General features: G+C 65.7%; 13 protein-coding genes and 1 pseudogene. 7 read left to right on the top strand and 7 right to left on the bottom strand.

Annotated elements, in window-relative coordinates; all coding sequences use genetic code 11:
* Nucleotides 1-8: 8 nt before the first annotated feature.
* A complete protein-coding gene (thiE, locus tag BMZ79_RS18355; protein WP_090642697.1) occupies nucleotides 9-629 on the top strand; it encodes a thiamine phosphate synthase in 621 nt (206 codons plus the stop codon).
* Between the two features lie 427 nt (nucleotides 630-1056).
* Here thiE and BMZ79_RS18350 read toward each other — a convergent pair whose 3' ends face one another.
* Nucleotides 1057-1869, bottom strand: coding sequence for a hypothetical protein (locus BMZ79_RS18350; protein ID WP_090642320.1), 813 nt, complete (start codon nucleotides 1867-1869; stop codon nucleotides 1057-1059).
* A gap of 160 nt (nucleotides 1870-2029) precedes the next feature.
* Between BMZ79_RS18350 and BMZ79_RS18345 the strand changes: the two genes are divergently transcribed.
* Nucleotides 2030-2683, top strand: a complete 654-nt coding sequence (locus BMZ79_RS18345; protein WP_218154717.1) for a DUF6199 family natural product biosynthesis protein — start codon at nucleotides 2030-2032, stop codon at nucleotides 2681-2683.
* A 515-nt stretch (nucleotides 2684-3198) separates the two neighbouring features.
* Here BMZ79_RS18345 and BMZ79_RS18340 read toward each other — a convergent pair.
* Nucleotides 3199-4248 carry an NAD(P)/FAD-dependent oxidoreductase gene (locus tag BMZ79_RS18340; protein WP_090642317.1) on the bottom strand — a complete coding sequence of 350 codons (1050 nt, stop codon included), beginning with the start codon at nucleotides 4246-4248 and terminating at the stop codon, nucleotides 3199-3201.
* A gap of 191 nt (nucleotides 4249-4439) precedes the next feature.
* On the opposite strand from BMZ79_RS18340, the gene BMZ79_RS18335 reads away from it, so the two are divergent.
* From BMZ79_RS18335 to BMZ79_RS18315, 5 genes and pseudogenes are all read left to right on the top strand, one after another.
* Nucleotides 4440-5444, top strand: a complete 1005-nt coding sequence (locus BMZ79_RS18335; protein ID WP_090642316.1) for an iron-hydroxamate ABC transporter substrate-binding protein — start codon at nucleotides 4440-4442, stop codon at nucleotides 5442-5444.
* A gap of 4 nt (nucleotides 5445-5448) precedes the next feature.
* On the top strand, nucleotides 5449-6459 hold the full coding sequence (locus tag BMZ79_RS18330; protein WP_090642315.1) for a FecCD family ABC transporter permease: 1011 nt from the start codon (nucleotides 5449-5451) through the stop codon (nucleotides 6457-6459).
* Complete coding sequence (locus tag BMZ79_RS18325) at nucleotides 6456-7466, top strand: FecCD family ABC transporter permease (protein ID WP_090642314.1); 1011 nt, start codon at nucleotides 6456-6458, stop codon at nucleotides 7464-7466. Before BMZ79_RS18330 ends, BMZ79_RS18325 begins: the two co-directional genes overlap by 4 nt.
* 187 nt (nucleotides 7467-7653) lie before the next feature.
* Complete coding sequence (locus tag BMZ79_RS18320) at nucleotides 7654-8211, top strand: cytochrome c biogenesis protein CcdC (RefSeq protein ID WP_090642313.1); 558 nt, start codon at nucleotides 7654-7656, stop codon at nucleotides 8209-8211.
* Between the two features lie 192 nt (nucleotides 8212-8403).
* Nucleotides 8404-8598, top strand: a pseudogene (locus tag BMZ79_RS18315) (3-ketoacyl-ACP reductase); the annotation flags it as partial.
* On the opposite strand, the gene BMZ79_RS18310 reads toward BMZ79_RS18315, so the two are convergent.
* The 5 genes from BMZ79_RS18310 to BMZ79_RS18290 form a co-directional block, all read right to left on the bottom strand.
* Nucleotides 8562-8975, bottom strand: a complete 414-nt coding sequence (locus BMZ79_RS18310; RefSeq protein WP_090642311.1) for a hypothetical protein — start codon at nucleotides 8973-8975, stop codon at nucleotides 8562-8564. The pseudogene BMZ79_RS18315 and the gene BMZ79_RS18310 sit on opposite strands and share 37 nt — an antisense overlap.
* Complete coding sequence (locus BMZ79_RS18305; RefSeq protein ID WP_090642310.1) at nucleotides 8972-9646, bottom strand: HAD family hydrolase; 675 nt, start codon at nucleotides 9644-9646, stop codon at nucleotides 8972-8974. The genes BMZ79_RS18310 and BMZ79_RS18305 overlap by 4 nt, the downstream gene beginning before the upstream one ends.
* 48 nt (nucleotides 9647-9694) lie before the next feature.
* Nucleotides 9695-10636 carry a LysR family transcriptional regulator gene (locus tag BMZ79_RS18300; protein ID WP_090642308.1) on the bottom strand — a complete coding sequence of 314 codons (942 nt, stop codon included), beginning with the start codon at nucleotides 10634-10636 and terminating at the stop codon, nucleotides 9695-9697.
* A gap of 215 nt (nucleotides 10637-10851) precedes the next feature.
* On the bottom strand, nucleotides 10852-11727 hold the full coding sequence (locus BMZ79_RS18295; RefSeq protein WP_143088991.1) for a M15 family metallopeptidase: 876 nt from the start codon (nucleotides 11725-11727) through the stop codon (nucleotides 10852-10854).
* Nucleotides 11728-11844: 117 nt separating this feature from the next.
* Entirely contained in the window at nucleotides 11845-12672 is an 828-nt protein-coding gene (locus tag BMZ79_RS18290; protein ID WP_090642305.1) for an SDR family oxidoreductase, read from the bottom strand.
* Between the last annotated feature and the right edge of the window lie 77 nt (nucleotides 12673-12749).

Below are 12749 nucleotides of genomic sequence, written 5' to 3'. Positions count from 1 at the left end.
ACCTCATCATGGGCAGCCCGAATTGCCCGCCCGGGACGGACCCGGCCGAGCTGCTGGCGGACGCGATCGACGGCGGCGTCACTTGCTTCCAGTACCGCGAGAAAGGGCCGGGCTCGCTCGCGGGCGACGGCATGCTGGCGCTGGGGAAACGGCTGCAGGCGGTATGCCGGGCGCGCGGCGTGCCGTTCATCGTGAACGACGACGCCGGCCTGGCGGCGGCGCTCGGAGCCGACGGCATCCACGTCGGGCAGGACGACGAGCCGGCCTCGTCCATCCGGGCGCGGCTCGGCGCCGGCATGATCGTCGGCGTGTCCGCCCACACCGCGGACGAGGCGCGCCGGGCGCTGGCCGACGGCGCCGATTACTTGGGCATCGGGCCGGTGTTCCCCACCGGCTCGAAGCCCGACGCCAAGGCGCCGCAGGGCACGCGGCTGCTCGAGGAGCTGCGCGCGGCCGGCATCGCGGCGCCGCTGGTCGGCATCGGCGGCATCACGCCCGCGAATGCCGCCTCGGTCCTCGCCGCCGGGGCCGACGGCGTCTCCGTCATCTCGGCGATCGCGCTCGCGCCGTCGCCTTCGGAGGCCGCCCGGCGGCTGGCGGAGGCCGCCGCGCGGGCCGGCCGGGGCTGACGGCCGCTGCCGGACGCGACGGGCGGCCGAGGCGTACCGCCGGCCGGACGCCCTCCCGCCGCCGACGATAGCCGCCGCACGCGCTGCGGGGCGGAAGGCCGAACCGGCCGAGGCTCTCCGGCCCCGCCTTGCATCCTTGCCAAAAAGCCCCTCACCGCCGGCAGGCGCGGCCGAGCGGCTTGTTTCCGTTGCGGAACCGCGTTCGCCCCGCGGCCGTCGCCTTCCGCAGGTATAAGCGGACAGGAGATCCGTTATGCGGCCGCATCTGGGCGTTTCTCGGGAAATGACGGACACGACAGCCGCTATTGCCGTCCAAGACGGCATAACCACCTCCGAATCCTAACGAATAGCAGCTCTGATGGCCGCCAATCCCGGGCACCGGGCGTAAGCAACGGTACCCGCGCCTCCCGACGACTCACACCAGTGCCTACGCCAAGCGCACGCGCTCGCGTCCAACTCCGCCCTGCACCGCCCGCCCCTGCGCGCAATGCGGCCGCAGCCCGCACGCGCCGCACTTCGGCGCGCCGCCGCAGATGGCGCCGTAGTCGACGGCGCAGTACAGCCACATCAGATTGTCGAGGTACGTCAGGTTCACGCCCGCCTCGGCCGCGAGCCCGCTCAGAATCGCGACTGCTTCGGCCTCCGACGGGTAGCCGCCGTGCAGCCGGAGCCGCGAATCGCCGACGATGCGCCGGATGTGGGAATCCGGCTTGATCGCCTTCACGCCGACATGCCGGAGATACTCCAGCGCGAGCGTGAAGCCCATGCCCCGGAGCTTGTACCGCTTCCCCTGCCCCAGCTCGCGCGCGATCGCCTCCGGCGCGTCGCTCAACACGAACCGGTCCAAACTGCCATAGTCCGCAGCGATTCGCTCCAACGTCGCGAGGTTCGCGTCCAGATCGGCCATCTGCCTGGCGATCGCGCGGTTGCCGCATTTGATCGCCTGGACGCGCTCGGCGAGCCGGCTTTTGTCCGCCGCCTTCAGGCGCTCGGCCTCGTATCCGCCGAATAGCTCCGCGAGCCGCGCTTCGTTCCGCGCGATCGGCCCCCATGGCCGCTGATTGCTCAGCAGCGCGAGCAGCATCCCCCGGATATGCTCGCCGAACGAGAACGATTCGCCGCGGTCTCGCCGATCCGACTGGCGCACCTGCCCGAGCTCGTCGATCGCCCCGGCCACGTCGAAGCCCTGCGCGCGAAGCGTTTCCTCCATCAACGCTAGCAGCTGCCCTGCCGTTACCACCGCCCCCGCCTCCTCCGTCAAACTATCGTTCTACCCGCAACCAAACCGCCATCTCCGCGTACAACGGAACAAAACGAAAAGAGCGGGTGCCTTCCCTATGGCCGTACGGATCAAAAAACTCAGTAACCCCAGCGTACTCTTCTTCGCCGCCCTCACCGCCGTGACTCTCGCGGTCGCGCTGCTGTCCCACTCGTATTTCACGGACCGCGCCTTCTACCTGAACCAGGACCGGTACACGCTGCAGCGTCTGCAAAACGACCTGGCCACGTACCGCGGCGGGTCGGCCGGTCCCGTCGACGTTCGCGTCAGCGGCGGCCGGGAGCGCACGGTACGGATCGGAGCGGACGACTACGTCATCGCGAAAACCACCGCGCCCCCGCTTCCGGCGGCCTTCACCGTCGCCTACCCCAACGGCCACCGGTACAGCGTGGAGGACAATAATGGCATGCTCCTCAGCTACGACGCGAAAGGCGAGCTCGTCGTGGAAATCGCGGCCTACTCGGGAGGCGTGCGCATTGACGAGCCCATCGAAAGCTATCTCCCCGCATCGCTCGTCGCCGCCGCCTATCCGGAATACCACCGCGCGCAGGGCCGGCCCGGATTTCTCTTCCTGGCCTTCGCCTTCATGATCTTCGGCTGGTGCTGCTTCCGCTACGAACGATTCCAGACGCGCCTGTTCTATCTGTCGCCCCGGCAGCTCCTGTACGACAATCCCGAGCCGAGCGATTTCTATTATTTCATGAGCAAGGCCGGCGGCATCGCCGTCATGGGCGGATCGATCTGGGTCGCCTGCCAGGCGTTCGTCTCCGGTTGAGGTCCGCGCGGCAGCCCGGTCTCTATCCCGCGCCGGAGACAGCGGCAAGCGGCCGGCGAATGCGGGAACCCGGCGAACGTCCGATCGTTCCCCTCCGCCGCGTTCGAAGCCGATGTCCCGGACCGGTTAACTCCGATACGCCATACGCTACGCTCATCATACGATGACGAACCTTGCCGCCGCCACTCCCCGGAGCGCCCGCTGCTTGCCCGCCAAAACCGAAGGAGCATGAGCTCGCGCCGCGCTTCGCGGTTTTGGCGCCGAAGCCGCAGCGCGCCATGGCATAGTCGGCTGATGCCTGCGTGACGCGTGCGGGACGGGCGGGAAAACAGGGTCGCGTGCGGTGCGGAGGCAGACAAGACAGCGTGCGTAGCCGAGGGTAGGCAGACGGCGAAGCGGAGATCGTGCGCGATGCGGAGGCTGGACTTCCTTCCTTAACGCGCCAAAAAGGCCCGGACGCTAGCCGTCCGGGCCGTTTGTGCTTGCGCGATCGAATTCGACGGGCGCTCCCCGCCTTACTTCATCATTTGTTTCACCAATTCGCGGTTGCGCTCCTTGAACCGGTCGTTATGCGACGAGACCATGGCGAACTTGTCGGCATCCGGCTGGATGAACTGCTTCGCCTTGTTCACCGCGTTCGCCGCGTCCTGGAACGCCCCGGCGATGAGATGCAGCTTGCCGTCGTGCATCAGGATGTCGCCCGCGGCGTACAGCCCCGGCACGGACGATTCGCTCATGACGGTGCCCGATACGTAGAAATCCTCGAGCATCTCGATGTTCAGGTCGCTCGCCTGCAGCAGCGTCGATTCCCGGTCGTAGCCGTGATTGATGACGATCTCGTCGGCTTCCACCGTCACGACCTCGCCCGTCTCGTGGTTCGTCAGCTCGACGCGCTCGATCTTCTCGTGGTCCGCGCTCGCGATCAGCTTCGTGATCGAGGAATGGAAGACGCATTCGGCGGAGCTCCTCAGCAGCTGCTGCACCTGCGCCTCGTGCCCGGTCAGCGAGCCCTTGCGGTACACGACGATGACCTGCTTCGCGACCGGCTCCAGCTCGTTCGCCCAATCGACGGCGGAATTGCCGCCGCCCGAGACGACGACGGTCTTGCCCTTGAACTGGCGCAGCGACTTGACCGTGTAATGCAGATTGCTCACCTCGAACCGCTCCGCGCCCTCGATCTGCAGCTTGGTCGGCTTCAGGATGCCGCTGCCGACGGCGACGATGACGGTCTTCGAGTAATGGACGGTCCCGGAAGCCCCGCGCAGCTCGAACAAGCCCGTTTCCCCGCGTCCGATCGCCTCCACCTTCTCGTTCAGCACCACCTCGGGGCCGAAGGTCAATCCCTGCTCGACCAGCTGTTCGATCAGCTTCGCGCCGGGAACGGGCGTCAGGCCGCCGACGTCCCAAATCATTTTCTCCGGATAGACGTGCACCTTGCCGCCGAGCTGCGGCTGAAACTCGATGATTTTCGTTTTCATTTCCCGCAGTCCGCTATAGAAAGCCGAGTACAGCCCCGCCGGGCCGCCCCCGATGATGGTCACGTCGTATACGTCCGCCGCGTTCATGAAGATCGCTCCTTCGCCATGGTTTTTCGTTGATAACGATTCTCAATTAGTATAAATATACACGGCCGCGTGCTTTTTTACAAGATGATATTGACAATCATTCTCACTGAACGTATCGTTGGTTATGGCAGTTTTGATAATCGTTATCACTGAATAACCAGTTTATTCCAATAAAAAGGGGTTTTCGTCTCATGAAAAAAGCGTTTTTTCCGATTCTCGCCGTCCTCATTCTGCTCCTAAGCGCCTGCGGCAACGCCAATAACGGCGCCGGCAACGCAGCGGAAGGCAATGCCGCTCCCGCGAACAACGCCGCTTCGAGCGCCGATCAGCCGGCCGATAACGCGGCGGCGAACCATGCGGCTTCGGCCGACGCGCCGGCAACCGGCACGATTACGTACCAATCCGAATCCGGCCCCGTCGAAGTGCCGGCCAACCCGCAGCGCGTCGTCGTGCTGGCTTCCTACGCGGGCGACCTCATTTCGCTCGGCGTCAACATCGTCGGCGCCGATTCCTGGTCGATGAAGAATCCCCGTTTCGCGGATAAGCTGAAGGACGCGAAGGAAGTGTCCGACGAGGACCTGGAGAAGATCATCGAGCTCGATCCCGACCTGATCATCGGCCTCGATAACGTCAAGAACCTCGACAAGCTCAAGGAAATCGCCCCGACGGTCGTGTTCACGTACGGCAAAGTCGACTACCTGACCCAGCACGTCGAGATCGGCAAGGCGGTCAACAAGGAGAAAGAAGCGCGGGCGTGGGTCGACGACTTCAAGAAGCGCGCGGCCGAAGCCGGCACCGAGATCAAAGCCAAAATCGGCGAGAGCGCGACCGTCTCCGTCATCGAAAGCTTCGACAAGCAGCTGTACGTCTATGGCAACAACTGGGGCCGCGGCACGGAGGTGCTGTACCAGGCGATGGGCCTGAAAATGCCGCAGAAGGTCATCGATTCGGCGCTGAAGCCCGGCTACTTCGCCCTGTCGACGGAAGTGCTGCCGCAATACGCCGGCGATTACGTCATCCTGAGCAAGTTCAGCGATGCCGACAACTCCTTCCAAGACACCGATTCGTACAAAAACATTCCGGCCGTGAAAAACGGACACGTCTTCGAAGTGAACGCCAACGAGTTCTACTTCAACGACGCCGACACGCTCGACTACCAGCTGGACTTCTTCAAGAAAAGCTTCCTGGGACAATAAGGCGATGGCCGGCGATTCGACCCGCTCCGTCCCCTTTGCCTTCAAGCTCGCCGCGGGCCTGCTGCTCTTCGTGTTGACGTTCTTCGTCGCCATGACGCTCGGCGCCGCCCACACGACGCCGAAGGAAGTGTGGCTCGCGATCATGACCGACCGGCCGGGCGAGAATCTCTCGGTGCTCCGCGAGATCCGGCTGCCGCGCGAAATCGCGGCGGTCTTCATCGGGGCGGCGCTGGCGGTGTCCGGCTCCGTCATGCAGGGCATGACGCGCAATCCGCTCGCCGATCCCGGCCTGCTGGGACTGACCGCCGGCGCCAACGCGGCGCTCGCCTTCACCCTTGCGCTCGTCCCGTCTGCCAACTACTTCTGGATCACCGTGGCCTGCTTCGTCGGCGCCGCCGCCGGTTCCCTGCTCGTGGCCGGCATCGGCGCCGCCAAGAAGGGCGGCTTCTCCCCGCTGCGCATCGTGCTGGCGGGTTCCGCCGTTTCGGCGTTTCTGTACGCGCTCGCGGACGGCATCGGCTTGGCCTTCAAAATTTCCAAGGACGTCTCCATGTGGACCGCCGGCGGCATCATCGGCACGTCCTGGGAACAGCTGCAGGTCATCATTCCGTTCGTCTCGGTCGGCGTGCTGACCGCCATGGCGCTGTCGCGGCAGCTCACGATCCTGAGCCTGAGCGAGGACATCGCCGTCGGCCTCGGCCAGAAGACCGGCGCCGTGAAGGCGGCGCTGTTCGTCGTGACCGTGCTGCTCGCCGGCGCCTCCGTGGCGCTGGTCGGCAACCTGACCTTCCTCGGGCTCATGATCCCGCATATCGTGCGCGCCGTCGTCGGCACGGATTACCGGTTCGTCGTGCCGATGTCGGCCGTGTCGGGGGCGACGTTCATGCTGCTCGCGGATACGCTCGCCCGGACGATCAACGCGCCGTACGAGACGCCGCTGGCCGCCATCGTCGCCGTCGCGGGGCTGCCCTTCTTCCTGTACATCATGCGGAGAGGGGGCAAGGCGATCAAATGACTCGGCCCGCAATCGTCCGCAAGCAGCGAATCATCCTGCTCGCGTTGTTCGCGCTCATCGTATTGACCGTCTTTCTCGGCATGGGACTCGGCTACGCCAAGCTCTCGTACGGCCGCCTGCTGCCGACGCTGTTCGGGCACGGCAACTTCAAGGAGCATTTCATCCTGTACGAAGTCCGCCTGCCGCGCATCGTCATCACGCTCCTGTCGGGCATGGCGCTGGCGCTCGCCGGCTCCGTCCTGCAGAGCGTGACGCGCAACGACCTTGCCGATCCCGGCATCATCGGCATCAATTCCGGCGCGGGCGTCGGCGTCGCCTTCTTCTTCCTGTTCATGCCGCTCGAGGCGAACACGTTCGCGTACGTGCTGCCGATGGTGGCGTTCGGCGGGGCGCTCTTGACGTCCGCGCTGATCTACCTGTTCGCGTACAAGCGGCACGCCGGCCTTCAGCCCGTCCGCTTCGTCCTGACCGGCGTCGGCTTCTCCATGGCGCTCTCGGGCATCATGGTCGTGCTGATCTCGTCCGCGGACCGGCAGAAGGTCGACTTTATCTCGAAATGGCTGGCCGGCAACATCTGGGGCACGGATTGGCCGTTCATCTGGGCGCTGCTGCCGTGGCTCGCCGTGCTCGTGCCGTTCGTGCTCTACAAGGCGAACAAGCTGAACCTGCTGGCGCTCGACGAATCCGTCGCCGTCGGCGTCGGCGTCGCCCTGGCGCGGGAGCGGCTCGAGCTGCTGCTCGCGGCGGTCGCGCTGGCGGCCGCCGCCGTATCCGTCACCGGCGGCATCGCCTTCGTCGGCCTGATGGCGCCGCATATCGCGAAGGCGCTGGTCGGCCCGCGCAACCAGCTGTTCATGCCCGTCGCGATCCTGATCGGCGGCTGGCTGCTCGTGCTGGCCGACACCATCGGCCGCAACGTCGGCACCGCGGACGGCGTGCCCGCGGGCATCGTGGTCGCGCTGATCGGCGCGCCGTACTTCGTCTATCTCCTGATGAAGAAAATCTAAAAGCGGCGGCTCCGGGCAGCCCGTCCGAGCCCAGCCGCTTCTCCTTGGCCAAACGCGCTTCGTTCCCATGGGACGAAGCGCGTTTGGCATTGCGCGAACGCTTCCCGATCGGCGCGGAGCCACTAGGCAAACGGGAAACTTTTCCATATACTAGAGAGACTTTCCCGAAGGGTGGACCGATCTCGTCATGCAAGGGTCATCGTTTTATCTCGTTGTCGTCCTGATCGCGGCGCTCATTCTCTGGCGCAGAACGCGCGCGATGTACCGCCCGATCAAGGGCAGCGGCATCCGCCTGCTGCTCCCGGCCGTCTATGTGGCGGTCCTCTGCGTTCCTTTGGCGTCCGGCCCGAACGTGGATGCCCCGCCGTGGGAATTCCTCGTCGCGTTCCTGGTCGGCGCCGTGCTGTCGGTGCCGCTCATTTGGACCACGAATTACGAGCTTCGCGCGGACGGCCAGATCTATGCCGTCAAGAACTCCGGCTTCATCGTCGCGTTCCTCGCGGTCTTCGTCATCCGCTTCCTGCTCCGCAATTATTTCGCCTTCATCGGACCGGAAACGGAAGCCGCGCTGTTCGTCGTCGTGGCCGCCGGCTACGCGGTACCGTGGCGGATCGTCTCGTACGCGAAATTCCGCCGGCTGCTCGGGCAGCGCGCGGCGGCGATGTCAGCGCCGGGCGCGCCGGCCGGGCCGCAAGCCGGGCCGCAGGCCGGTTTTGCCGATGGCGGGCCGCAGACCGTCGCTTAAGCGTGGACGTATTAGAAGCGAAAAGACACCGGACGCCGGTGTCTTTTTTTGCGTACTGCCCTGCGCCGCGGCTGCGATCAATAATAATGAACGCGGCTATCGTTTTATTCAATTAGGCAAGCTCCGTTTCCCGGCGTTGCAATGGGGTCGACTCGCGAGCGGGCAGCGCGCGTCATCGAATTCGAAGGAGCGAACCCGGTCGTGCCCGGCGCCGTCGCGACGCGCTGGCGGGCGGGCCGGGAGGCGCGGATGCGGCGGCTCGCGCCGACGCTGCTGCTGCAGCGGATCTCGACCCCGGAGGACGTCGCCCAGCTCGTCTGCGCCGCGCTCGAGCAGGAAGCGATGACCGGTCAACTGATCACGGTGGACAGCGGGCAGACGCTGTAGCGGCGCGGGGCCCAGCGTCCGGCGGCAAGGCGCAACGGCGGCGGGCCGCAATCGCGATTCATGCGGTCAACGCGAAAAAGAAGAGCACCGGACGGTGCTCTTCTTCGTTGCCGCGAAGCCGCGCGGGCGGTTGTCAAATGCGCGCCGGGCGGATGCGCCGCCAGCATCGCGTCCGTCTGGCGGGCGGCCGCCGCCTCCGCCGCGAAGGCCAGCGCCGCGTCGCGGCGGAACAGCCAGCTCGCGACCGCGGCCGCGCCGTAACGCGCGCGCCAGACGTCGCCCGTCTCCGCCAGGCAGCCGGCGATGACGGCGAGCCCGGCCGACAGGCGGGTCCGCTCCGCCACCCGGCGCCCGAGACCCGCCGGCGAATCGCTCATCGGACCGGCGACGCGGCCTCCAGGCGCCGGATCAGCGCGTCCAGCCTCACGTCCGCCAGCGATTCCAGCCGCAGGTCCACGCTGCCGAAGGCCAGCTCGCGCGTGACGTCGTTCGGCACCGTGACGCAGTACATGCCGGCCGCCTTGGCCGCCTTCGCGCCGTTCGGCGAATCCTCGAACGCCACCGCCTCGTGCGGCTCGAGCCCGAATTCGCGGAGAACCTGCAGGTACAGCTCGGGATCGGGCTTCGCCCGGACCACGTCGTCGCGCACCCGGATGCATTCGAAATACGGCGCCACGCTCAGGCGGCCGAGATGGCCCGTCACCCAGGCGCGGGTCGCGCTCGACGCCAGCCCGACGCGAAGGCCGAGCGTCCCCGCGTCCTTCAGGTAGTCCTCCACGCCGGGACGGATCGTTTCCGCCGCGAGCAGCGCCTCGAATTTCTCCCTGTGCCGCGCGCGCAGAAGCTCCCGGTCGACGGTCCGCCCCAAGCACGCTTCCAAATGCCCGTACGGATCGAACCCGCTGTCGTGCGTGCCCACGCATTGCCCCCAGACGGCCAGCTCCAGCTCGTGCCCGTGCTCCGCGAAAATCTCCCGATACGCCCGATACTCCGGCGCTTCGGTATCGTAGATCAGCCCGTCGAAATCGAATACGATCGCTTTAATCACGCTACCACTCCTCCTCGGATGTCGCCTGCTTCCCTGAGGAGTTCTCGATCAAGGGGCCATATCCCTGCCGGGGACGCCATTTTGCGCCTCTCCGTCACCGCCCGCTTCCTCCGCGAGCCGCCGGTAATGCGCGACGACCAGCTCCTTGAACGCGGACGCCGCCTTCGTCAGATGCCGGCGTTTCGACCAGGCGAGCCCGATCGTCCGATAGCAGGCCGGCTCCGCGATTCGCGTCCGGTGGGGCAGCAACCGCGCGACCGGCTTCCATTCCGACGCCGGTATGAACGTCACGCCGAGATTTTGCCTGACCAAGCGGATGATGGCGTCCGGCTCGTCCAGCTCGAACGCGACGCGCGGCTCGAAGCCCGCCTGCCGGCAGAACCCGTCGGTCAGCTCCCGGAACGCGTAGCCGGCGTTCATCCCGATGAACGGATCGCGCTCCAGCTCCCGCAGCGCGACGCGTTCCCTGCCCGCGAGCCGGTGGCCCGGCGGAAGCGCGAGAAACACCTCCTCGGTCAGCAGCGGCAGCCATTCGATCTCGGGACCCTCCAGCTTCAGCGAGGCGATGCATAGATCGACCTCGCCCTTCTCGAGCTGCCGCAGCATCGACGGGACGGGCGCCAGAAACTGCCGCACATGCACCTCGGGGCGCGCGCGCGCGAAGGCGCCCATGAGCGCCGGCAGCATCTTCGTGATCGACACCGCCAGCTTCAGGCAATTCTGCTCCTTGCCCGCCAGCTCGCCGATTTCGCGCTTCGCCTCGTCGAGCTCCATGAAGGCGCGCTCCAGCCGCCGCAGGAAAATACCGCCGTACGCGTTTAGCCGGATATGCCGCCCCTCCCGGTCGAAGAGCGGCACGCCGACGTCGTGCTCGAGCCGCGCGATCGTCTTGCTCAGCGACGGCTGGGCGATCCGCAGCTCCTCCGCCGCCCTGGTCATATGCTGAAGCCGCGCGACGGTCCGAAAATAATGCAATTGCAATAACTCCATGTCGCCCTCCGGCCTTCCGTCCACAGACGGAGAGGAATCCAACGCATAGCCGCTAGTATTTCCGTATCCGTCCCCGCGAATGTATGCCGACGCTTCACCCCGGTTCATGCCGAAGCAGCCGCTCCCGCGTCATGGCGACGCCGGGAACGGCTGCTTGCTTCGGGAATGCCGCCGGGGACGGCGCTCGGCTTGATGAACGGTGCGCGGAACGCTTCTTACGGCTTCTCCCCGCCGGCGGACGACGTCACGATGATGCCGTCGTCGTTGTCGCCGGACACCGTGTACGCGCCGTCCGCGGGCACGCTGATCGCCGTCTCCCCGGACGGCGACGCCGTGTAGTAATCGACCTCGTAGCTGACGCCGTCCACGAGCGCCGTCAGCGTATGCTGCTCCTTCAGCGCGGCCAGGTACTCCTCCAGCGTCCAGCCGCGGTCGTGCATGATCACGCTGTGCGGCAGGCCGACGTAGCGAAAATGCCACGGCTCGAACTGAATGCCGGTCACGGCGGTCTTGTCCTCGGGATAGCGGAGAATAAAGCCGTACGCCCAGGCATGCTTGCTCAGCCAATTGCCTTCGGGGGCGGCGTTCATGCTCGCCGTCGTCGACCCGACGTCCATGGAGAGGCCGAGGTTATGCTCGCTGTAGCCCGGCGGCAGGGCGTAGTCCGACCCTTTCTCCGCGTACAGCTTCTTCTGCGCGGCCTCGTCGCGGTAGCCGCTGTTGATCACGAAGTGGCGGATGCCGTCGGCCCGGGCGGCGTCCGCGAGCACCTGCCACTTCTCCGCCACCCGTTTCGACAGGCTCACCGTCGTATCCATCAGGCCGTAGCCGTGCTTCAGCTCCGGATGCTCGAACAGATTGACGACGTCGTCCAGTCTTCCCGCCTCGCGAACCGGATGCGTCCGGTCGACCAGTACCAGGTCTCCCCGATATGGCTGGTCCGCGTCCGTCTGCACGATGCGCGACATCGGCGCGGCGTCCGCCGCGGCCGCCTTTCCTTCGGGCTCCGCGAACCACCCTTTCGCATGCTGGCCGGCCTTCACGGCCACCACCGCCAAGACGACGAGCGCCGCCAATCGCGTTGCTTTCATGCCTTTCATCCTCCCGTACCGCTAGTTGTTCCAAGGATACGGCAGCGGGATAAAAAAGAACCGGGGCAAAACTTAATTTTTTCTTAAATCAGCGCCCGGAGATGACCTCACCGCGCTTTACTCGTAGCCTTTCGCGATCGTCTCCAGGTACTCCTCGATCGGAACGGAGCTGCGCAGCGCGAGCAGATTGTTGCCCGCCTCGCCGACGACCGTCCGGAATTGGCGGCTCGCGCCGGTCGCCTGCGCCGCGATGGCGTCCACGATGGTTTGCGGATCGTCCAGCGAGCCGTCATCGGAACGCGAAGCCATCATGCCGGCGACCTTGTTCATCAGGCCGTCGTACGCCGCAATGTTCTCGTCCTTGCTCCAGCGGATGTTGTTCAGGAAATTGTTGCCGCTCGAACCGCCCTGCTCGATGAGCCGCAGCTCGATGTTAAGCGGCTTGAGCTCGTAATAAAGCCCTTCCGTCAAGCCCTCGAGCGCGAACTTGGACATGTTGTACAGCGAACCGAGCGGCACGGCCGTCGTGACGCCCATGAACGAGCTGATGTTGATGAACATGCCGCCGCCGTTCGCCCGGAAATGCGGCAAGAACTTGCGGATGACGTTGATCGGCCCGCGGGCGTTCACGGCGAACTGCCAGTCGATCGTCTCTTCGTCCGCCAGCTCCAGCGCCCCGTATACGCCCATGCCGGCGTTGTTGACGACGACGTCGATCTTGCCGAACGCCGCGATCGCGCCGTCGACGGCGGCGTTCACTTCCGCCAGCTTCGTGACGTCGAGCTTGAACAGCTTGATGTTCTCGTACGCCGTGAGCTCCGTTTCCTTCTCCGGGGTGCGCATCGTCGCGGCGACGTTCCAGCCGAGCTTCGCGAAATGAATGGCCGTCAGCTTGCCGAGTCCCGTGCTTGTGCCCGTAATGAATACCGTTTTGTTCGTGGTCATGATTTCATCATTCCTCCGGTTATGCGTTTTATTTGGGTTTGAATTGAACGTTCGTTCTAATGTGCCGAGACTGAACG

It is taken from the genome of Paenibacillus sp. UNC496MF (assembly GCF_900113915.1).
Lineage (GTDB): Bacteria > Bacillota > Bacilli > Paenibacillales > Paenibacillaceae > Paenibacillus_Z > Paenibacillus_Z artemisiicola.
This window is presented reverse-complemented; position numbering and strand designations above follow the sequence as displayed.